Source organism: Nakamurella flava (genome assembly GCF_005298075.1).
In the GTDB taxonomy this organism is placed as follows: domain Bacteria; phylum Actinomycetota; class Actinomycetes; order Mycobacteriales; family Nakamurellaceae; genus Nakamurella; species Nakamurella flava.
This window is the reverse complement of record NZ_SZZH01000001.1, coordinates 270931-292285: the sequence shown is the minus strand read 5'-3', so window position 1 is coordinate 292285 and position 21355 is coordinate 270931. Positions and strand designations below refer to the sequence as shown.

Here is a 21355-nt window from a genome sequence, read left to right as displayed (position 1 = left end):
CGGACCCTCTCATCGCACCCATAGCTGTGACCGATCCAGTAAGGACGACGAACTGATGGCAACACTGTTCCGGATGCCCGGCGTCTCGGCCGATGCCGACGAGGCAGTCCTGGAGGCCTGGAGCGTCAAGGCCGGAGCCACCATCTCCAGCGGCCAGGCCATGGCCTCCGTGGAGACCGAGAAGGCCGTGGTCGAGGTCGAATCCGACATCGACGGCGTCGTGCACGCACTCCTGGTCGCCGATGGCGCGACCGTTCCCGTCGGCGACCCGATCGCCGTGCTCCTCGCCGAGGGCGAGGACCCCGCCGAGGGCGACAAGCTGGTCGCCCAGCTCGGTGTCGGTTCCGGCGGTGGCTCCGACAAGCCCGCGGCCGCCGAGCCGAGCACCGGCGGCGAGGCCGACGCGGCCGTGAAGTCGGCGCCCGAAGAGGCTGCCGCACCGGATCCCAGCACCCCGGCCGTGCCGGCCGAGGTGTCTGCCGGTGCCCCCGCGGCTCCGCTGTCTCCGGCCGCCGGCGCGGGCGCGCCGAGCACCAACGGTGGCAGCCACGGCCGGGTCTTCGCCAGCCCGATCGCCCGCAAGCTGGCCAAGGAGGCCGGGCTCGACGTCGCGGACATCGAGGGCACCGGCCCCGGTGGCCGCATCGTCCGCGACGACGTCCGCAAGGCGGTGGAGAGCGCCAAGTCGGCGCCGGCCCCCGCTCCCACTCCGGATGCGCCCGCTCCCCAGTCCGCTCCGGCTCCGGCCGCGGCCGCCGCTCCGGCGGTCTCCCGCCCGGGTTGGAACGCGGTGCCGCACTCCAAGCTGCGCAAGCTGGTCGCCTCCCGGCTGCAGGCGTCCAAGCAGCAGGCGCCGCACTTCTACCTGCGTACCTCCCTGCAGGTGGACGCGCTGCTCAAGCTCCGCGCCGAGCTCAACGCGGTGTCCACGACGCGCCTGTCGGTCAACGACTTCCTCGTCAAGGCCGCCGCCCGCGCCCTGCTGGACGTTCCCGACATGAACGTGGTGTGGAGCGAGGACGCCGTCCTGCAGGCTCCGACCGCCGACGTCGCGGTGGCCGTCGCCAGCGAGCGCGGTCTGGTCACGCCGGTGATCAGCGACATCGGATCGCTGTCGTTGTCGTCGCTCTCGGGCCGCATCAAGGACGCGGTCGCCCGCGCCAACGCCGGCAAGCTGCAGCAGTCCGAGCTGGAGGGCGGCACGCTCACCATCTCCAACCTGGGCATGTTCGGGGTCGAGGAGTTCGACGCCATCATCAACCCGCCGCAGGCCGGCATCCTCGCCGTGGGTGCGGCCACCCCGACCCCGGTCGTCACCGACAAGGGCAAGGTCAAGGTCCGCACCATCGTCAAGGTCGTGCTCTCGGTCGACCACCGTCCGGTGGACGGCGTCGTCGGTGCCCAGTGGCTGGCACGCTTCAAGGAGCTGGTCGAGAACCCGCTGCTGATCGTCGTCTGACCGCATTTATGACCGCACAGACGACCCACACCATCGAGACCGCCGTCTTCGATCTGGACGGCACGATCTACCTGGGCGACGGTCTTCTGCCGGGCGCGCAACGTCTCATCGAGACGTTGCGCGCCACCGGTCGGCGCACCGTCTTCTGCAGCAACAACCCGACGAAGTCCACCGCGACCTACGCCGACAAGCTCACCGGGCTCGGTATCCCGACGGACGAGGCCGAGGTGTTCACCTCACTGGCCGCCACGGTCAAGTGGGTGACCACCGTGATGCCGGGCGCCGCGGTCTTCCCCATCGGCGAGCAGCCGCTGTGGGAGGCGCTGTCCGCGGCCGGCGTCCGGATCAGCGAGGATCCCGAGCAGATCGACCTGGTGATCAGCTCGTACGACCGGACCTTCGAGTACCGCAAGCTGCAGATCGCGTTCGACGCCCTCTGGTTCCACAAGCGGGCCCGGCTGGTGGCCACCAATCCGGACCGGTTCTGCCCGTTCCCGGGTGGCCGCGGCGAACCCGACGCGGCGTGCATCACCGCGGCGATCACCGCGGGGACCGGCGTCGAGTGCGAGGCCGTCTTCGGCAAGCCCGAACGCGGTCTGTTCGACATCATCAGCTGGGCAACGGGTCTCGACCCGACGACCACCGTCATGGTCGGTGATCGGTTGTCCACCGATATCGCGTTCGCCCGCAACAACGGCATGATCAGCGCGCTGGTGCTCACCGGCGAGACCGATCGCGCCATGCTGGAGGCGGCCCCGGCCGAACTGCAGCCCGATCTGGTGCTCGAGTCCATCGACGAACTCATCCCCCTGCTCGATTCCGGTCGGCAGGAGATCAGGACCTCCTCATGAACGCCGTCCCCGCATCCGCCCCCGCCGACCCGAAGGGGGCGGGTGCGGCGGCGGCCGCCGCGGCCTCCTGGGAACTTCCCCTGCGGACCATTCCGTCTTACCCGGGCGCCCTTGCCGAACTGCCGGCCATCGTCGTGGACATCGCACCGGACGGTGAGCTCGCGCTGCTGCACGACGGCACCGCCAAGCGGTTCGGTGACCGTGACCTGCTGGACGTCGTCCGGGCCGCGCTGGGCGACCGCCCCCTCCGGGACGTCGTCGCGCAGCAGGGCGCGCACGGGACCGTCCTCGACGAGACCACGGTCGATGCCGCGATCGCCGCGGCCCGCGGGGTCGGCGGTCTGCTGTCCGTCGGGTCCGGAACCGTGAGCGACCTGGCCAAGGCGGTCGCCGCCGACCTGGGCATCCCGCTGGTGGCGGTGCAGACCGCCGCGTCGGTCAACGGCTACTCCGACTCACTCTCCGTCCTGGTCCGCAACGGCGCCAAGCGCACCCTGCCCACGACGTGGCCCGGCGCGCTGATCATCGATCACGACGTGCTGGCCGGCGCACCGGCGAAGCTGACCCGTTCCGGGGTGGGCGATGCGGCGGCCGTCTGGTCCTCCCCCGCCGACTGGTACCTGGCCAACGCGCTGGGCCTGGACACCACCTGGGTCGAGGATTCGATCACCCCGGTCCGGGAGATCGCCCAGGCTTTGATCGACACCCCGTCCGACGACCCGGCCGCCTTGGACGCGCTGGTGGACACGCTGACGATCGGCGGGCTCGGCATCGGTCACACCGGGACCACCGCGGGACTGTCCGGGTGCGAACACCTCATCAGCCATCTTTTGGACATGTCCGCCATGGCCCGGGACACCGAACACGATCTGCACGGCGCGCAGGTCGGCGTCGCCTCCGTCGTCTCCGCCGCACTGTGGGAGATCGCCCTCGACGAGGTCGGTCTCGGCCGCTTGGACCCGAGCCGGATGGCGCCGCCGGAAGGCCTCGAGGAGACCGTGAAGCAGTCCTGGGCGCAGGTCGACCCGTCCGGTCGGGTGGGCGCGGAATGCTGGACGTCGGTGAGCAAGAAGGTGGCGACCTGGGACAGCCACCAGGAGTCGATCGGCGCGTTCTTCGCCGACTGGAACCGCCATGAGACGGTGTTCCGCCGGCTGACCGCACCGCCGGAGACGCCGGCCGCCGCGCTGGCCAATTGGGGCGCCCCCCGTCGGTTCTCCGAGCTGACGCCGTCGGTCGACGCCGACCTGGCGCGATGGACCCTGCGCACCCTCCCGTACATGCGCGACCGGTTCACCGTTGCCGATCTGCTGCTGTTCGCCGGCCGCTGGGACGACGCCCTGCTCGATCGCGTGCTCGAGCGGGCGGCGCAGGCCGGCGGGGGCCTGTAGCACCTCGCTCGGCGAGAAAATGCGGCGCCTGTCTATACAGGTATAGATGGCTGATTTACGCTTCATCCATCTGCGGAGCAGGCCACACGGTCGGCTCAACCCCCCTCAGCGACAAGGATGTCACATGACCGAGACGCAGGCGTTCGTCGGTATCGACGCCGGCACCACCGGGTGCACCGTGATGGTCTTCGATCAGAATGGTCAGCGGTTGGGCGAGGGATATCAGGAATACCCCTGTACCTCGCCGCGCGCCGGCTGGATCGAACAGGACGTCGACGACGTCTGGCGCGGGATCTGCGCGGCCAGCAAGCAGGCCGTCGCCGCCGCCGACCTGCCCGCCGAGGCCTACAAGTCGGTCGGCTTCTCCAGTCAGCGCGGCACTTTCATTCTGCTGGACGAGGAGAAGAACCCGCTCGCCCCGTCCCTGGTGTGGAACGACGGCCGGGCTCTGAAGTACCAGGACATCTTCGCGGAGACCATTTCCGCCGAGGACTATCAGACCCACACCGGGATGCAGCTGTCACCGTTGTGGTCGGCCGCGAAATTCGCCTGGCTGCGCGACAATGAGCCCGAGCTGTTCAACAAGACCCGCTGGTTCGCCAATGGCCAGGAGTACTTCCTGTTCAAGATGGGTGCCGAGGAATGGGTCACCGACCCGGCCTCGCTGACTCTGAACGGCATGCTCGACATCGAGAAGCTCGACTGGAGCGACCAGATCCTCGAGCTGTGCGGCGTCAGCCGCGACAAGCTGCCCCCCGTCGGCATTCCCACCGGCAAGGCCGGCGTCGTCTCCGCGGCCGCGGCGTTCGCCACCGGGATCCCCGAGGGCACCCCGCTGTGCCGCGGCGCCGGCGACCAGCAGTGCGCCGCCATGGGGGCCGGTGTCGTCGAGCAGGGTCAGGCCGAGTTCACCGTCGGTACCGCCGGTGTCATGGTCGCCCACCTGGACAGCCTGGACCGGGTCCAGGGTCGCAACCTCTGGTGGGGCGGTCACGCCGTCCCCGGTGCGTGGGACATCGAGGGCGGCGCGTTCTCCCTCGGCGCCAACCTCAAGTGGTGGCGCGACAACCTGGGCATGGAGGAGCAGGTCGAGGCGGACAAGACCGGCCGCAGCGTCTACGCCGTCATGGTCGAGAAGGCCCTCACCGCGCCCCCCGGCGCCAACGGGCTGATGTTCCACTCGTTCCTGGTCTCCCAGGTCACCCCGTACTACGACGCCGCCTCCCGCGGTGGATGGATCGGCCTCGGTCTCAACCACACCCGCGCCGACATGCTGCGCGCACTGCTCGAGGGCTGCGCCCACGAGATGCGCATGGTGGTCGACGCTTTCAACTCCGACATCAAGGGCGGCATCACCGACCTGCGGCTCACCGGCGGCGGCACCAAGTCCGACGGATTCGCCCAGATCATGACCGACATCATCGGCCAGCCGACCAAGGTCACCCGTGAGCGCGAGTGCACCGTGCTGGGTGCCGCCATCCTCGGCGCCTTCGGGTCGGGCTCGTTCCCGTCGATCGACGACGCCGTCGCCGCGATGGTCAACGTCGAGTCGGAGTTCGTGCCCAACGAGGACACCCGCGAGCTGTACGACGAGGCCAACAAGGTGTACCGCGGTCTGTACGAGGCCATCGCGAACGCCGGCCAGTACAACGCGCTGGCCGAGTTCTCCAGCCGTTTCTGAGCGAAGCTGCTCTGTGCCCGGCCCGGGTTCGCAACTCCTGCGAGCCCGGGCCTTCGGCCTTTCCGGGCCTGCTTAGGTGGTCGTTGACGCTGACCGAGGTCGCCGAGACTGATCGACGAAGTACTGACCCCCAGGCATCAGCGTTGTGCTGCTCGAACGATCAGCGTCAGCGGGTTTCGTCGGCGTCAGGAGCTTTCGGGGCGCACTTCCAGCACGACCTTGACGCCACGACCGACCAGCTCGATGCCCTTCTCCCAGTCGTCGAGCGGGAGCTTGGCACCGATGACGGCGTCGAGGTCCACCATGCCCTGCTCCATCAGCGCCAGGGCGGTGCGGTAGCTGGAGGCCTTCTTCCCGCGGGCGCCGACGAGTTCGAACTCCCAGTTGAGCAGCTTGTCGACGTCGACCGCCGGTGGGGTCTTGAAGAAGGCGAGCAGCACGATGCGGCCGCCCTTGCGCAGCATCGGCGGGACACCCTCCAGCACCCCGGGCGCGCCGCTGCACTCGTACACCGAGTGGGCCCCGTAGCCGCCGGTCAGGTTCTTGACATAGTCGGCCACGTCGGTGGTCTCGGAATCGACGGTGTGCGGGATGCCGGCCCGGCGGGCCCGCTCGAACTGGTCGGTGTGCCGCGAGCGCCCGACCAGCACGACGGTCGCCCCGACCGCCCGGGCCACCTGGGCGCACAGCTGTCCGATGGCCCCCGGCCCGATGACCACGACGACCTGGCCGGCCAGTGACGGGCTCTGCTCGACGACGGCGTGCACCGAGACGGCCAGCGGCTCGGTGAGCGCCCCTTCCGCGAGGGTGACGTTGTCCGGCAGGCGATGGACGGCCAGCGCCGGCATCACCAGCTGGTCGGCCAGGCCGCCGTCGGCGGTGGTGCCGATACCCCGGCGGTTGATGCAGCGCTGGTACTCCTCCTTGCGGCAGTACTCGCAGCGGTGGCACAGGTAGGCGTCGGTCTCGGTGGTGACCCGATCCCCCACCTGCAGGTCGGTGTCGGCGTCCGGGCCGATCTCGGCGACCACGCCGCTGACCTCGTGTCCGAGAGTCCTTGGCACCCGGCCGATGTCGTGTCCACCCTCGATGGCCGACCGGTCGGTGCCGCAGATGGCGACCGCGGCCACGTCGATGAGGATCTGGCCGGGGCCGACGGTGGGGGCGGGGACATCCCGCAGTTCGACGGTGTCCGGACCGGTCGCGTACTTCACCAAGGCGCGCATGGAAACCGATGCTAGTGGTGGTCGACCGACCCGGCCAGACTTGTCTAGCCCTGTCTAGAACTGTGAAGACAAGATCAGCCCTGTCTATTGCGGATCTTCGTGGGCCGGGTCACACTATGCGGGCCGTCGCGCTGCGGCGCGGGCTCAATCTCATGGATCCCCTCCCCCGGGACCTCACCTCACTGCAGAGGAGCAGCATGGCTGACTACATCATCGGCCTGGATGCGGGAACGTCGGTCGTCAAGGCCGCGATCTTCGACCAGGCGGGCAACGAGCTTTCCCGCGGGGCGAAGAGTGTTCCGATCACCAACCCTCAGCCGCACCTGGCCGAGGAGAACATGGACGAGGTCTGGGTCGCGGCGACCGAGGCCATCCGCGAGGCCCTGGTGGGCAGCTCGGTCAAGGCCGAGGACGTCAAGGCCCTGTCGGCCACCGGCCAGGGCGACGGCACCTGGCTGGTCGGCGCCGACGGTCGCCCGAAGGGGCCGACCTACCTGTGGACCGACGGGCGCGCCGGCGAGATCATCGACGGCTGGTACGTCGACGGGACCGTCTCCAAGCAGTTCGACATCTCCGGCTGCGGCCCGTACGCCGGCACGACCTCGGCCCTGCTGCGCTGGCGGCAGGACAACGAGCCCGAGAAGCTCGAGGGCTCCACGAACCTGTGGTGCAAGGACTGGGTCGAGTACAACCTGACCGGCGACCTGTCCACCGACGCCTCCGACGCCTCGCTGGCCGGTATCGACGTCCGCAACCGCGACTGGTCGGACGAGGTGAACAACACCTGGGGCTTCGACGAGCGGACCAAGTCGGTGCTGCCGACCATCCGCAAGCCCACCGACCTGTGCGGCACCGTCACCAAGCACGCCGCCGGCGTCACCGGGCTGGCCGAGGGCACCCCGGTCTACAAGGGCCAGATGGACATCACCGCGTCCTCGCTGGGCGTCGGCGTGGCCCGCCCCGGCGACTGCATGGCCGTCGTCGGCACCGCCGGCATCGTCACGGTGGCCACCGACAGCATCGGTGAGACCATCGAGCCCCGCGACGTCGGCTGGATGATCCCGCACGGCCCGGACACCTGGATCCGCGCCCTGGGCATGAACAACTGCACCCCGAACCTCGACTGGTTCCTGCGGGAGTTCGGCGAGCCGTTCCGCAACGAGGCGTCGGCCAACAACGTCAAGCTGTTCAAGTACCTGGACCAGGCCCTCAACGACACCCCCGTCGGCAGCGCCGGGGTCATCTTCCACGGCTACCTGGCCCCCGGCGGCGAGCGTGCGCCGTTCGTCAAGCCGAGCGCCCGCGGTTCGTTCAACGGCATCACCGGCAGCCACACCCGCTTCCACCTGCTGCGCGCGGTGTACGAGGGTGTCGCCTACGGCATCCGCGACTGCCTCGACGCCATCCCGACCCAGGTCGACACCGTCCGGATGGCCGGCGGCGGCGCCAACAGCGCCGTGTGGGCGCAGATCTTCGCCGACGTCCTCGGCCGCCGGATCATCATCCCGGCCGGCACCGAGTTCGGCGCCAAGGGTGCGGCGATCGTCGCCGGCGTCGGCGCCGGGATCTTCTCCAGCTACGCCGAGGGTGCCGACGCGACCGTCAACATCGTGCGCGAGTACGAGCCCGACAGCCGCAAGACCGCGATCTACGACGACTTCTTCGGCGTGTACCGCTCGCTGCGCGAGTCGACGCTGTCCTCGTGGGACGCCCTGCAGGCCGCCACCCGCAAGGCGGCCGCCTCCGGTCTGTGATGTCCCGGGGGCGGGTCGGTCCGGCCGATCCGCCCCGGTCATCCACACCACCGCACGACACCACGGCGCCGCCGGCGCGGGACGACGAGGTCCCGCCCGGCGGCGCCGTTCGTCGTTCCTCCCGCCGACCGGCCCCGTCTCAGTCGAGCGGGGCGACGTCCACCGACACGGACATCTCGCTGCTCTCGGCGTCGGTGAAGATGATCCCGCGCAACGGGGCCACGTCCTCGTAGTCGCGCCCCCAGGCGAGCACCGTGTAGCGCTCGTCGGCCAGCTGATCGTTGGTCGGGTCGAACCCGACCCACTCCCCGTCGGGCAGCCGGACCGCCGCCCACGCATGGCTCGCGTCCGCCCCCACCATCCGCTCCCGGCCCGGGGGCGGGTCGGTCGCGAGGTAACCCGAGACGTAGCGACAGGCCAGCCCCTGGGTCCGCAGCGCGGCGACGGCCAGGTGCGCGAAGTCCTGACAGACCCCGGCTCGGGTGTTCAGGACGTCGGCGATCGTCGAGGAGACCGTCGTGGCCTCGCTGTCGTACCGGAAATCGGCGTGGATGCGGTGGGTCAGATCCAGGACCGCGTCCAACAGGGGGCGCCCGGGTTGCAGCGAACGGGCCGCGTAGGCCGCGACGTCCGGTCCGAGCTGGATCCGGGTGGACGGCAGTGCGAACTCCATGGCGCGGGCCCCCAGTGGTCCCGCCGGGCGGGCCGACTCCCAGGGCTGCCCGGCCGCGACCTCGTCGACGACCGGTCGCTGCACCTGCACCCGGGACACCCCGACCACGCTGAGAACCCGGTGCGGGTGGCTGATCTGGTAGTAACCGGTGTGGTTGCCGTAGACGTCGGAGCCGTCCGACTCGTCGTCCGGTACGGGGTCCACCGTCAACTGATGGTCCTGGCACTGCTGCCCAGGAAAGTCGCGCGGCCGCAACGACACTCGGCCGTACGAGGACGACACCTCGTCCGAGTACCGGTATTCGGTGCGATGCTCGATGCGGTAGCGGCGGGTCGTCACGACCGCATCATCGGGCACCACCGCCCCGCCGGTCGTCATCGCCGCACCGACGATCGGTGAGCGGTCACCGGGTCTCCACCAGGCCGTCCAGACCGAAGGACACCATCGGCGCGGGCCGCCAGAAGTGCTGGGCCGTGGTGGCGTCGGCCACCGCCCGGAAGGCGTCGTTCAGACCGTCCAGCAACGCGGTCAACTCGACCCTCTCCCCGATCTCGTTCTCGACCTCGAGCTCCTCGGGCCGACACCGCCGCAGCACCGCGTCGATCTCCTCCAGCCGGCGGGCCGGTCGCGAGGTCGCCGAGCCGACCGGCAGCGCCCGCAGGTCCGTCCGGGCCTGGGCCACCTGGTAGGCCACCGACCGCGGGTTACCGGGGTCGAGCAGCAGCAACTCCAGCATCGTGGCAATCTGGATGCGGCCCCGGTAGCGGCGGCGGTACGTCACGCCGGACTCCCCGACCGTCAGCACCGATTCGACGACCAGCGAGTCGACCGCGGGACCGTGCGATCGGCGCAGCGTGGCCCGCAGCAGCGCGGTGAGCTGCTGTGCGCGTTCGATCCGGTGACCGAGATCCAGGAAGTGCCAACCGGGGTCGCGGACCATGTTCTCCGCGGCCATCCCCGACAGGGCAAGCATCCCGGTGAGCACGGCGGCCTGGGCCGATTCCAGCAGGATCCCGCCGCCGTCGGCGGAATCGGGTGCCGCGGCCAGCTCCGCGATGGCCCGGTCCATCCCGGCCAGCACGATCCAGGTGTCGTCCGACAGCTGATCGCGAACGGCCCGGGCGGCGCTGCGCAACCCGGTCAGCGACTGTGCGACCGATCCCGGATCCGCACCGTCGAGCAACAGGTCCCGCAAGTACCGCAGCGGATCGCCCGGCGCGCTGGGCCGGGTCCCGGTCACCGCGGACACCGCGGCCAGCAGCACCGGAACGGTGCCGGCCCCCGGATGGTCGGGACGGAACCGGAACTCGTCGATCCGCTCCCGGGTCACGTTCAGCAGCCGGATCAGGTCCTCGGCCCGTTCGGCGTACCGACCGAGCCAGAACATGTCCTCCAGCACGCGGGGCGACGAGGTCGACTCGACCGGCACCGGGGTGACCGTCGGGCCCTCGTACAGCCACACCCGGTCACGGCCGGCCGACCGCCGCGGCGCCTGCACCCAGACGTCCTTGGCCACGCTGGGACCGCCCGGGATCGCGACGTCCTGGGTCCGCCCGAGCGCACCCGGCATCGCCACGTACCCGGAACCGTGGGCCACCGAGAACAACCGCATGCTGACCTGCCCGGACCGCAGACCCGTCGGATCGGCGATCGGCGCCTCGGCCAGGTCGCTGATCGACTGCCCCACCCACCGGTGCGGCTCGGCGCGGACCCGGTCCCGCCAGGCCGCCTGCTCGGCCCGCGACAGACGGGCCGGGTGGATCGACCGGCCCCGGTCGGTGGGGAGCAGGACCATCTGCTCGAAATGGGCCAGCACGTGGTCGAGATCGATCGGCCGTCCGCACCAGAACGACGGCTGCGACGGCAGTTTCAACGACTCGCCGAGGATCGCGCCGGCCAGCTCCGGTAGGAACGGCAGCAGCCCCGGGCTCTCCAGCAGACCGCTGCCGATGGGATTGACCACCGACACCGCACCCCGCCGGGCGACCTCGGTCAATCCGACGACGCCGTACCGGGACGTCGGTCGCAGCTCCAACGGATCGGACCAGTCGGCGTCCACCCGTCGGACCACCACGTCCACCGGCTCCAGCCGGCCCACCGACAGCATCCACAGCCGACCGTGCCGGACCGTCAGGTCGGCCGTCTCCACCAGTGGCACACCGAGGGTCGAGGCCAGAAGGGCGTGGTCGAAACCGCTCTCGGAGTGGGTGTCCGGGGACAGCACCACCACCCGGGGATCCTCGGCCGTCCGGGGAGCGACCGAGATCAGCGCCGACCTCATGGTGTGGAAGAAAGCGCCGAGCCCGCGAGGCGCGCTGCGGCGGAACAGATCCGGCAGCACCCGGGACACCACCCGCCGATCGGCCAGGGCGTATCCGGCGCCCGACGGGGCCTGACTGCGGTCCCCGAGCGCGCGGAAGGCGCCCTGTCCGTCACGCACCACGTCGACGGCGTGGAAGAACAGCTGATGGGCGCCCGGGTTGCGGATCCCGGCCGCAGCCCGCAGGTACCCGGAGTGGCCGAAGACCAGCTCGGGCGGCAGCAGCCCGAGGTCGAGCAGGGCCTGCGGGCCGTAGAGGTCGGTCATCACCGCGTCGAGCAGGACCGAACGCTGGATCAGACCGGCCTCCAGCTGCTGCCACTCGGCGTCCTCGACCACCAGCGGCAGCGGGTCCAGGCGCCAGCGCTCCGGGGCCGTCGGACCGCCGTCGTAGGTGCCGGCGATCGGCGTGTAGACGACCCCGTCGTCCTCGAGCAGGCGCTCCACCGAGAGGTCCAGTTCGGCGAGTCCGGACGGGCCCAGCACGTCGAGCAGCCGGGCGAGGTCGACCCACCCGGGACGCAGCTCGCCCGAGGTGCCCGTCATCTCCTGGAACCGCCGGGCCGCCGGAGCGGCGTCCGCCGTCGCGGCCGTCGCCCCGGGCCGGGACAGGTAGCGGGCGACCAGCCCGTCGGTCATCACATCCTCACCCCCGCGGTGCCTTCCCGACGACGGCGTCGCGAGACCCGGTACCGGCCCCCGGCCGGCCACCGCCCTGCGGCCCGTCGAGGGTGCGGGCCCGCCGCAGATCCAGCAATCCGGGTGCCGAGCGGTCCATCGCCTGCCGGGCCATCCGCTCGCGCAGGACACCCATGTCGATGGCCCCCGACCGGTGGCCCGCTGCGTCGAAGCGTCGGTTCCGCCGCGCCTCGGCCTCCATCGCGTTCACCGGTGGGGCCTCGTAGGACCGGCCGCCCGGGTGGGCCACGTGGTACGTCGCGCCGCCCAGGCTGACCGCCGCGTCACCGGCGGCCAAATCGACCAGATCGAACCGCAGTGGGGCGTCCGGCGGGATGGTCGGGTGCAGCGAACTGGGCGGTTGCCACGCCCGGTAGCGGATTCCCGCGACCTGCCGCCCGGGGATGCCCGTGGTTCGCAGCGGCACGGGGAAGCCGTTGCACAGCAACACGTGTCGGTCGCGATCGGCGCCGTCCAGGGTGACCTGGAGCCGCTCGACGGACGAGTCGACGTACCGGGCGGTACCACCGGCTGTCGCCTCCTCACCCAGCACATGCCAGGGCTCGATCGCCCAGCGCAGTTCCAGCTCCATCTCGCCGATGGTGACAGTTCCCAGGCGGGGGAAACGGAACTCCAGGAAAGGGTCCACCCAACTGGTGGCGAACGCGATGCCGTGGGCGCGGAGGTCCTCGATCACCTCGACGATGTCGGCGTGCACGTAGTGCGGCAGCAGGAAGCGGCCGTGCAGGTCGTCGCCGTGCGGGATGAGCGGATCACTGAGGGGATCGGACCAGAACCGGGCGACCAGGGACCGGACCAGCAGGGCCTGGACCAGTGACATCTGGGCGTGCGGCGGCATCTCGAAACCGCGCAGTTCCAGCAGGCCGAGCCGACCACGCGAGGAGTCCGGGCTGTAGAGCTTGTCGATGCAGAACTCGGCCCGGTGGGTGTTACCGGTGACGTCGGTCAACAGGTGCCGCAGCGCCCGGTCGACCACCCACGGGGCCACCGTGCCGTCCTCCCGCAGCTGGCGGCGGATCTCGCCGAACGCGATCTCCAGCTCGTACAGCGTCTCCGCGCGCCCCTCGTCGGCCCGCGGCGCCTGGGACGTCGGACCGATGAACTGACCGGAGAACAGGTACGACAGCGACGGGTGCCGCTGCCAGTGGGTGAGCAGGGAGACCAGCAGGTCCGGTCGACGCAGCAGCGGCGACTCCTCCGGGGTCCGGCCACCGAGCGTGATGTGGTTGCCGCCGCCGGTCCCCCGGTGGCTGCCGTCGATCGCGAACGTCTCGGTGCCCAGCCGGCTCAGGCGGGCCTGTTCGAACAGCACGGTGGTGAGCTCCACCTGCTCGGCCCAGGAGCCGGTGGGCTGCACGTTGACCTCGATCACGCCGGGGTCGGGGGTGACCGTCAGCGTCTGCAACCGCGGGTCGCCGGGCGGCCCGTAACCCTCCAGGACGACCGCGACATCGACCGTGCGGGCGGCATTCTCGACCGCGTCGATCAGTTCCACGAAGCGGTCCAGGTCGGTCAGCGGGGGAAGGAAGACCTGCAGCCAGCCGTCCCGGACCTCCACCACCAGTGCAGTGGTGGGCGCCTTGTCGGCGCTGGTGACCACCGCCCGCACCCCGCCCTGAGCCGCGGCGGGCAGGTCGCCGCGGGCGGCGTAGGGGTCGGCGTCGGCCGGTGGGTCGGCCGGCTCCCAGGAGATGGCGTCCAGCGGCAACCGGAGGCCGGCCGGGGAGTCCCCGGGCAGCAGCACGATCCGGCCGCGGCGCAGCTGCCAGTCGGCGCTGCCCCAGTCGACGCCCTTGACCCGCTCGTCGTCGGCGTCGACCGGGTCGGCGTGCAACGGCAGCAGATGGGCGGCCGGCACGGTGACGGGCCGATCCAGTCGGGCCACCAGCGCGGCCCGGGCGTCGGGACCGTCGGCGTCGGGCACCAGATCGGCGGTCGGCGGATCGCCCGCCGGTGCCCGCAGCCTGGCGACCAGGGCGGCCACCGGGTCCTCGAAGACCGGTCGCACCTGACTGTCGGGCAGACCGAACCGGCCGGCCACGGCAGTGACGAACCGGCGGGTCAGGTCGGCCCGCTCCGTCTCGTCGAGCGCGGCGAGCGGGCCGGGCGGCGCCGGACGTTCGCGGTCCTTCTTCGTCAGCGGCACCCCCGGCGTTCCCGGAGCCACCGCCCACGGGTCGGCCAGCAGCTCGGGCGCCGACCAGAGCGGCTGCCCGTCGGTCCGCCAGTGCAGCGCGATCTGCCAGCGCGGCAACGGTTCTCCCGGGTACCACTTGCCCTGGCCGCGGTGCACCAGACCGGTCGGGGCGTAGACCTGCCGCAGCCGCTCGGCCAGCTCACCGGCCCGGCGCCGCTTGAACGGGCCGTCGGCCGCGACCGTCCACTCCGGGGCCACGTAGTCGTCGATGGAGACGAAGGTCGGCTCACCGCCCATCGTCAGCCGGACGTCCCCCGCGGTCAGTCGCTCGTCGACCGACCGGCCGACCGCGTCGATGGCGGTCCACTGTTCGGGCGTGTACGGCAGCGTGACCCGTGGGTCCTCGTGGACCCGGCGGACGATGTTGGCGAAGTCCAGGGTGGCCACACAGGGGCTGGTCGAGCCGTCGATCGCCGCCGCCGTGCTGGGGTGCGGCGTGGCCGACAGCGGGATGTGCCCCTCCCCGGCGAACAACCCGGACGTCGGGTCCATGCCGATCCAACCGGCCCCGGGCACGAACACCTCGGCCCAGGCGTGCAGGTCGGTGAAATCGGCCGCCGGCCCTGACGGGCCGTCCAGTGACGCCTGGTCGGCGGTCAGCTGGACCAGGTAGCCCGACACGAACCGGGCGGCCAGACCCAGCTGCCGGAGCAGGGACACCAGCAACCAGGCCGAGTCCCGGCAGGACCCGATGGCGGTGGTCAGGGTGTGGTCCGGCGTCTGGACGCCGGGTTCCATCCGGACCGAGTACCCGACGTCGCCCTGGACGGCCAGGTTCAGCTGCACCAGGAAGTCGACGATGGGCGTCCCCGGGGTGATCGGGAAGTCGGCCAGCCACTGGCGGACCCGCGGCCCCGGCCCCGACCCGGCTTCCGTCTCGTCCACCGGCCGCAGGTACGGCTCCAGGTCGTCGGCCAGCTCGGCCGGGTAGGCGAACGGGTAGGTCTCGGCGTACTCCTCGATGAAGAAGTCGAACGGGTTGACCACCTGCAGGTCGGCGACCACACCGACGGTGATGGACAGCTCCCGGGCCCGCTCCGGGAAGACGATGCGGGCCAGGTAGTTGCCGAACGGGTCCTGCTGCCAGTTGATGAAGTGGTCGGCCGGTTCGATGGTCAACGAGTACGACTCGATCGCCGTCCGGGTGTGCGGGGCCGGCCGCAGCCGGACCACGTGCGGATGGATGGTGACCAGCCGGTCGAACGAATACGTGGTCCGGTGTTCCAGGGCGACCTTGATCCCCACGTCACAGCCCTTCTGTTCGAGTGTGCCGAGCGGGCGTCACTCTACGAAGGACGTGTTTCGTCCCCGGAAACTGGCCCGCCGTCCGGGCTGTCGGTGGGCTTGGGCTTCGCCGGCCGGGTGTCCACCCCGGCCTCCCGGCGCTGCTCGACGGTGATCGGCGCCGGGGCGCCGGTCAGCGGGTCGTAACCGCCACCGGACTTCGGGAACGCGATGACCTCGCGGATCGACAACGCCCCGGCCAGCAGCATGACGATGCGGTCCCAGCCGAAGGCGATGCCGCCGTGCGGCGGGGCGCCGAAGGAGAACGCCTCCAGCAGGAAGCCGAACTTCTCCTGCGCCTCTTCCGGGCTCAGGCCCATGACGCCGAAGACCCGCTGCTGGATGTCGGCCCGGTGGATACGGATGGACCCGCCACCGATCTCGTTGCCGTTGCAGACGATGTCGTAGGCGTAGGCCAGCGCCGACCCCGGATCGGTGTCGAAGGTGTCCAGGTGCTCGGGCTTGGGCGAGGTGAACGCGTGGTGCACCGCGGTCCACTGGCTGTCCGCGCCGCCGACCGCGACGTCGCCGGTCTCGCCGGTGGGCTCGAACAGCGGGGCGTCCACCACCCAGACGAACGACCACGCCGACTCGTCGATCAACCCGTCGCGGCGGGCGATCTCCAGGCGTGCCGCGCCGAGCAGTTCCTGGGCGCCGCGACGGGCGCCGGCGGCGAAGAAGATCGCGTCGCCCGGCTGGGCTCCGGTGGCCGCGGCCAGACCCTCCCGTTCGGCATCGGAGATGTTCTTGGACACCGGACCGCCGAGCGTCCCGTCCTGGGCGACGGTGACGTAGGCCAGGCCGCGCGCCCCGCGTTGCTTGGCCCACTCCTGCCAGGCGTCGAACCCGCGCCGCGGGGTGGCCGCCCCGCCGCGCTGCACGACCGCGCCCACGTACGGCGCCTGGAACACCCGGAACGGGGTGTTCGCGAAGTACTCGGTGAGCTCGGTCAGCCGGGTGTCGACCCGCAGGTCGGGCTTGTCGGAGCCGTAGGCGTCCATGGCCTCACGGAAGGTGATGCGCGGGATGGGCGTGCTGATCTCGTGGCCGACCAGCTTCCACAGGGCGACCAGGATCTCCTCGGCCAGCGCGATGACGTCGTCCTGCTCGACGAACGACATCTCGACGTCGAGCTGGGTGAACTCCGGCTGACGGTCGGCCCGGAAGTCCTCGTCGCGGTAGCAGCGGGCGATCTGGTAGTACCGCTCCATCCCGGCCACCATCAGCAACTGCTTGAACAGCTGGGGCGACTGCGGCAGGGCGTACCAGGACCCGGGCCGCAGCCGGGCCGGGACCAGGAAGTCGCGGGCCCCCTCCGGGGTGGAGCGGGTGAGGGTCGGCGTCTCGATCTCGGTGAACTCGTGCCCGTCCAGCACCGACCGGGCCGCCCGGTTGGCTGCCGACCGCAGGCGCAGCGCGGCCGCCGGCGCCGGGCGCCGCAGGTCCAGGTAGCGGTAGTGCAGTCGGGTCTCCTCGCCGACCGTTCCGGCTCCGGACGAGGAGTCCTCGATCTGGAACGGCAGTGTGGCCGCCTCCGACAGCACCGTCAGCTCGTCGACCTCGACCTCGATCTCGCCGGTCGGCAGCTCCGGGTTCTCGTTGCCGGCCGGCCGCACGCTCACCGTGCCGCTGACCCGGATGCAGTACTCGTTGCGCAGGGCGTGGGCCGCCGCGGCCACCGACTCGTCGTGGAAGACCACCTGCACGACACCGCTGGCGTCGCGCAGGTCGATGAACTGCACGCCACCGTGGTCCCGGCGCCGGCCGACCCACCCGGCGAGGGTGACACGGGTGCCGGCATCGGCGGCACGCAGAGATCCGGCGGTGCGATCACGGAGCACGAGGAGTCCTTACTGGAGTTCGTTCGGTACTGGCGGTTCGTCGGGCGCTGGCGTCCGCGGGCGTCCCTGGGATCAAACGGCGGGACGCGGGCCGGCGGGCGCACCAGCCCGTCGATCCTACGGTCGTCACCCGGCCGGGCCATCCGCCCGCGCAAGCGGTGGCAACCCGGGCGCGGCAGGAGAACACTGGTCGGTGCGTGTCGGCAACGGCGCCGACCCGCCCGTCTCCGCCGGGGCGCCCGACCCCGGCCGGACCGACGAGCACCGCAACACCCGAGGGGAAAGGATCGACGATGATCACCGACCAGGGAGTGGCTGTCCCCGACGACATGGCCACGGCACTGCAGGACGACCAGGAGGCGCTCGCGGCCTTCCAGGCCCTGCGCCCCGACGACCAGCGCGTCTACGTGGACTGGATCGGCAAGGCCCGACCGACCGAGCGCGCCGAACGGCTGGGGGAACTCGCCCAGCACGTGCGCACCTACCGCCGCCGGGAAGCCGAGGAACACGGATCCCCGCACCCGCTCCAGAACGTCTGACCCGCCGCATCGGCGCGACCGCCGCAGAGGACGAACCGGACGCCACCCGCTCGCGCGGGTGAGCCCGGTCTCGTTCGCCCGAGCCAGGACGAGCGGCTTGGTAGGCTTGATCCGCTCAAGGAGTGTGTCGCGAGCTTCTCGCTGTGGGACGGCGTTCCGATCGGTGCAGCACCGGTCGCTGCCAGGGCCCGGGATCGATCACGGTCGTGCGGGGACGGGGCGACTAGATCCGGAGGAACGGACGGCCATGTGGTCGGACGTTCTCCCTCTCCACCACCACCGCACCGAACGGCAGTCATGACCTCTGACGCGACCCTGTCCCCCGACACCATCTCTGAATCGATTCCGTCGCTCGACGACGCCCCTGCGGCCGTCGAGTCCGACGGCGCCACCGACCTGACCTCCGAGCCGGCCGCCGACGTCGACGCGGACGCGACCGACGGGTCCGACGCTCTCGACCGCTCCGACGAGTCGGACCAGTCCGACGACGACGAGCTGCTCTCCCCACAGCTCCGGTTCACCGACCTCGACCTGCCCGAGCCGCTGCTGCGCGCCGTCGTCGACCTCGAGTTCGTCACCCCCTCCCCGATCCAGGCCGCGGCCATCCCGGCCCTGCTGGCCGGACGCGACATCACCGGCGTCGCCCAGACCGGCACCGGCAAGACCGCGGCCTTCGGCCTGCCCCTGCTGGCCGCCATCCAGCCCCGCCAGCGCCAGGTGCAGGCCCTCGTGCTGACCCCGACGCGCGAGCTGGCCATGCAGGTCGCCGAGGCCCTGACCACCTTCGCCAAGCACCTGCCCAGCGTCGACGTCGTCGCCGTCTACGGCGGGGCCCCGTTCCCGCCCCAGCGGGACGCGCTGCGCAAGGGCGCCCAGATCGTCGTCGGCACCCCGGGGCGGGTCATCGACCACCTCGAGCGCCACACCCTCGACCTCTCCGGCCTGGTCTACCTCGTACTCGACGAGGCCGACGAGATGCTGCGGATGGGCTTCGCCGAGGACGTCGACCGCATCCTGTCCGACGCCCCGTCCGACCGGCAGACGGCCCTGTTCTCGGCCACCATGCCGCCGGCCATCCGGTCGATCGCCGCCTCGCACCTGACCAACCCCGTCGACATCGCCGTGGCCCGGCAGTCCTCGACCGTCGAGAACGTCACCCAGACCTACGCGGTCGTGCCGTTCCGGCAGAAGGTCGACGTGCTGGCCCGCATCCTGCAGATGAACGAGGGCACCGCTGCCGCCGCCGCGGGCGCCGACGGTGAGGACCAGAAGCCGGCCACCATCGTCTTCGTCCGCACCAAGCAGGCCTGCGACGAGGTCGGCACCGAACTGGTCGCCCGCGGCGTCACCGCCGCCGCCCTCAACGGCGACGTGCCGCAGAAGGAACGCGAGCGCATCATCGAGCGCCTCCGCGACGGGCGTCTGGACGTCCTGGTCGCCACCGACGTCGCCGCCCGCGGTCTGGACGTCGAGCGCATCGACCTGGTCGTCAACTTCGACGCCCCGCTCGAGCCCGAGTCCTACGTCCACCGCATCGGCCGCACCGGCCGGGCCGGTCGGACCGGACAGGCCCTGACGTTCTTCACCCCCCGCGAGGTCGGCCGGCTGCGCGCCATCGAGCGGGCCACCCGGCAGAAGATCACCCAGGTCACCCCGCCCACCGCGGCCGAGGTCGCCTCGCACCGGCTCGGGTCGATGCTGCGGCGCGCCGTCGAACGGTCGGACGCCGGCCTGCTGAGCAACACGCGGCGCACCGTCGCCGACTTCCTCGCCACCGGGCAGGCCACCGCCGAGGAACTGGCCGTGGCCCTGCTGGCCCTGTCGATCGGTGACGAGGGCCGGCCGATGGCAGAGCCCGAGGTCGAGCACACCTTCGACGAGCGCACCCGCAGCGACCGACCGACGCGGGGCGACCGACCCGGTGGTCGCGGGGACCGCAGCGTCTCCGATCGCGGTTCCGCCGAACGCGGCGGACGCCGTCGCGAGGGCCCCATCGGCCCCCGCTACCGGCTGGCCGTCGGACACCGCGACGGAGTGCGCCCGGCCGGCATCGTCGGCGCGTTGACCGGCGAAAGCGACCTGCGCGGCTCCGATCTCGGCAAGATCGACATCTATGACACGTTCTCGCTCGTCGAGATCAACGAGCCGCTGTCGGACGCCGCACTCAGCCGCCTGGGGGCGGCCAAGGTGTCGGGCCGGGCGCTGCGCATCCAGCCCGACACCGGGGGCAGCCGCCGGACGGGTGGGGCCGCCCACGCGCCCGGCCAGCACGGCCCCCGCACCCCGCGACGGTTCGGCAAGGAGCGTCGCGGCGAGCGTCGCGACTGACGGTCGAGGAGGATCGCCCGGTGGCTCGTTCCTACGACCGTGAGGCGCTGGAGTTCGCCCGGGCGATCACCTTCTTCGACGCGATCTTCGCGTTCGCCGTCACGCTGCTGATCACGACGGTCGACGACTTCACCCCGGAGGCCTGGTCGAGCCTGTCGGCGCTGCGGGAGGCCAACGGGGCGTCGCTGCTGGCCTTCACCATCAGTTTCCTGGTGGTGGTGTCGTTCTGGCGGGCCAACCACCGGATGCTGGCCAGCTTCCGGGCGCTCGACAACCGGCTGATCACCGTCAACGTCGCCTTCATGTTCGGCATCGTGCTGCTGCCGTTCGTCACCGAGGCGCTGGGCCGGCAGGGCACCCAGCCCCTCGCGGTCGCGGCCTACGCGGTGGTGCTGAGCTATCTGGGAGTCATGCAGGCCGCCGTCTGGCAGACGGCCGCCCGTCACGGCCTGCTCCGACACCCGCCGACGACGGCGCAGCAGCGCCGTCACCTCCTCGGTTCCATCCCGGTGCCGCTGGTGTTCCTGGTGTCGATCCCACTGGGCTACCGGTTCGGGGCGAACGTGGCCCAGTGGAGTTGGTTGGGGCTGTTCGTGGCCGGCCCGCTGGTCGAGGCGATCGGGGACCGCGTGTGGGGTCCGGCGTCCCGGCTGGGCGACAGCGACGACCTGCTCGACGGCGAGGACGTCACCGACTGACCAGCCGGCCCAGCGCCAGCCGGGCCACCGGCGCGTACCCCACGACCACCGGCCACGGACCGTCGATGCGCAGTTCGGTCGCGGACCCGTCGGCGGCCCGGGACGCATCCGGTCGGACCGCGTGCTCCAGATGCAGCGTCAGCGGGCCGAGCCGCACCCGCCACGTCCAGGTGCGGGCCGCCTCGTCGACGGCGAGCACCTCGAAGTCGACGGACACCCCTCCGACGGCCCGCACCGTCCCGGTCACCCCGGGTGCGATGCGCCCGGCGGTCGCGTCGACCCGCCGGATCTGCGGCGACCAGCCCGGCCAGCGGTCGGGGCGGGCGTACCGCTCCCAGGCGACGTCCACCGGAGCGGTGCCGCGGGCCGTCAGCGTGAGAGTCGTCATGGGGCAGGAGATCACCGGGCGACCGC

General features: G+C 71.5%; 14 protein-coding genes. 8 read left to right on the top strand and 6 right to left on the bottom strand.

Annotated elements, in window-relative coordinates; translation table 11 throughout:
• Positions 1–55: 55 nt before the first annotated feature.
• From FDO65_RS01320 to FDO65_RS01305, 4 genes are all read left to right on the top strand, one after another.
• Complete coding sequence (locus tag FDO65_RS01320) at positions 56–1459, top strand: 2-oxo acid dehydrogenase subunit E2 (protein ID WP_137447691.1); 1404 nt, start codon at positions 56–58, stop codon at positions 1457–1459.
• An 8-nt stretch (positions 1460–1467) separates the two neighbouring features.
• The gene (locus tag FDO65_RS01315) at positions 1468–2310 is read left to right on the top strand and encodes an HAD-IIA family hydrolase (protein WP_137447690.1); all 843 of its coding nucleotides are present in this window, start codon (positions 1468–1470) and stop codon (positions 2308–2310) included.
• Entirely contained in the window at positions 2307–3701 is a 1395-nt protein-coding gene (locus FDO65_RS01310; protein WP_137447689.1) for an iron-containing alcohol dehydrogenase, read from the top strand. The genes FDO65_RS01315 and FDO65_RS01310 overlap by 4 nt, the downstream gene beginning before the upstream one ends.
• A 124-nt stretch (positions 3702–3825) precedes the next feature.
• Entirely contained in the window at positions 3826–5382 is a 1557-nt protein-coding gene (locus tag FDO65_RS01305; RefSeq protein WP_166441994.1) for an FGGY-family carbohydrate kinase, read from the top strand.
• 185 nt (positions 5383–5567) lie between these two features.
• Here FDO65_RS01305 and FDO65_RS01300 read toward each other — a convergent pair whose 3' ends face one another.
• Positions 5568–6608 (bottom strand): zinc-binding dehydrogenase, encoded by a 1041-nt coding sequence (locus FDO65_RS01300; RefSeq protein ID WP_137447687.1) that lies wholly within the window; start codon positions 6606–6608, stop codon positions 5568–5570.
• A gap of 197 nt (positions 6609–6805) precedes the next feature.
• Between FDO65_RS01300 and FDO65_RS01295 the strand changes: the two genes are divergently transcribed.
• Positions 6806–8362, top strand: a complete 1557-nt coding sequence (locus tag FDO65_RS01295; protein ID WP_166441993.1) for an FGGY-family carbohydrate kinase — start codon at positions 6806–6808, stop codon at positions 8360–8362.
• Between the two features lie 139 nt (positions 8363–8501).
• Here FDO65_RS01295 and FDO65_RS01290 read toward each other — a convergent pair whose 3' ends face one another.
• Genes FDO65_RS01290 through aspS form a run of 4 tightly spaced genes read right to left on the bottom strand, consistent with a single transcriptional unit; the run spans position 8502 to position 17376 of the window.
• Positions 8502–9413 (bottom strand): transglutaminase family protein, encoded by a 912-nt coding sequence (locus FDO65_RS01290; RefSeq protein ID WP_137447685.1) that lies wholly within the window; start codon positions 9411–9413, stop codon positions 8502–8504.
• A gap of 25 nt (positions 9414–9438) precedes the next feature.
• Positions 9439–11994 (bottom strand): circularly permuted type 2 ATP-grasp protein, encoded by a 2556-nt coding sequence (locus FDO65_RS01285; protein ID WP_137447684.1) that lies wholly within the window; start codon positions 11992–11994, stop codon positions 9439–9441.
• A 7-nt stretch (positions 11995–12001) separates the two neighbouring features.
• Positions 12002–15496 carry a transglutaminase family protein gene (locus FDO65_RS01280; protein WP_137447683.1) on the bottom strand — a complete coding sequence of 1165 codons (3495 nt, stop codon included), beginning with the start codon at positions 15494–15496 and terminating at the stop codon, positions 12002–12004.
• 41 nt (positions 15497–15537) lie between these two features.
• Positions 15538–17376: an aspartate--tRNA ligase gene (gene aspS / locus FDO65_RS01275; protein ID WP_137447682.1), complete on the bottom strand. Its 1839-nt coding sequence runs from the start codon at positions 17374–17376 to the stop codon at positions 15538–15540.
• 293 nt (positions 17377–17669) lie between these two features.
• Here aspS and FDO65_RS01270 point away from each other — a divergent pair, with 293 nt between their 5' ends.
• The 3 genes from FDO65_RS01270 to FDO65_RS01260 all read left to right on the top strand — a co-directional run bounded on the left by FDO65_RS01270 (position 17670) and on the right by FDO65_RS01260 (position 20941).
• A complete protein-coding gene (locus FDO65_RS01270) occupies positions 17670–17915 on the top strand; it encodes a YdeI/OmpD-associated family protein (protein WP_137447681.1) in 246 nt (81 codons plus the stop codon).
• 297 nt (positions 17916–18212) lie between these two features.
• Entirely contained in the window at positions 18213–20243 is a 2031-nt protein-coding gene (locus FDO65_RS01265) for a DEAD/DEAH box helicase (protein WP_137447680.1), read from the top strand.
• 20 nt (positions 20244–20263) lie between these two features.
• Entirely contained in the window at positions 20264–20941 is a 678-nt protein-coding gene (locus FDO65_RS01260) for a TMEM175 family protein (protein WP_137447679.1), read from the top strand.
• Here FDO65_RS01260 and FDO65_RS01255 read toward each other — a convergent pair.
• Entirely contained in the window at positions 20931–21329 is a 399-nt protein-coding gene (locus FDO65_RS01255; RefSeq protein WP_137447678.1) for an SRPBCC family protein, read from the bottom strand. The genes FDO65_RS01260 and FDO65_RS01255 overlap by 11 nt on opposite strands.
• Between the last annotated feature and the right edge of the window lie 26 nt (positions 21330–21355).

Excerpts from the sequence above, each read along its gene's own strand:
- FDO65_RS01315 (WP_137447690.1), top strand. The coding sequence starts at position 1,468 with ATGACCGCACAGACGACCCACACCATCGAGACCGCCGTCTTCGATCTG.
- FDO65_RS01285 (WP_137447684.1), bottom strand. The coding sequence starts at position 11,994 with ATGACCGACGGGCTGGTCGCCCGCTACCTGTCCCGGCCCGGGGCGACG.
- FDO65_RS01310 (WP_137447689.1), top strand. The coding sequence starts at position 2,307 with ATGAACGCCGTCCCCGCATCCGCCCCCGCCGACCCGAAGGGGGCGGGT.
- FDO65_RS01265 (WP_137447680.1), top strand. The coding sequence starts at position 18,213 with ATGACCTCTGACGCGACCCTGTCCCCCGACACCATCTCTGAATCGATT.
- FDO65_RS01290 (WP_137447685.1), bottom strand. The coding sequence starts at position 9,413 with ATGACGACCGGCGGGGCGGTGGTGCCCGATGATGCGGTCGTGACGACC.
- FDO65_RS01300 (WP_137447687.1), bottom strand. The coding sequence starts at position 6,608 with ATGCGCGCCTTGGTGAAGTACGCGACCGGTCCGGACACCGTCGAACTG.
- FDO65_RS01305 (WP_166441994.1), top strand. The coding sequence starts at position 3,826 with ATGACCGAGACGCAGGCGTTCGTCGGTATCGACGCCGGCACCACCGGG.
- FDO65_RS01255 (WP_137447678.1), bottom strand. The coding sequence starts at position 21,329 with ATGACGACTCTCACGCTGACGGCCCGCGGCACCGCTCCGGTGGACGTC.
- FDO65_RS01295 (WP_166441993.1), top strand. The coding sequence starts at position 6,806 with ATGGCTGACTACATCATCGGCCTGGATGCGGGAACGTCGGTCGTCAAG.
- FDO65_RS01270 (WP_137447681.1), top strand. The coding sequence starts at position 17,670 with ATGATCACCGACCAGGGAGTGGCTGTCCCCGACGACATGGCCACGGCA.
- FDO65_RS01320 (WP_137447691.1), top strand. The coding sequence starts at position 56 with ATGGCAACACTGTTCCGGATGCCCGGCGTCTCGGCCGATGCCGACGAG.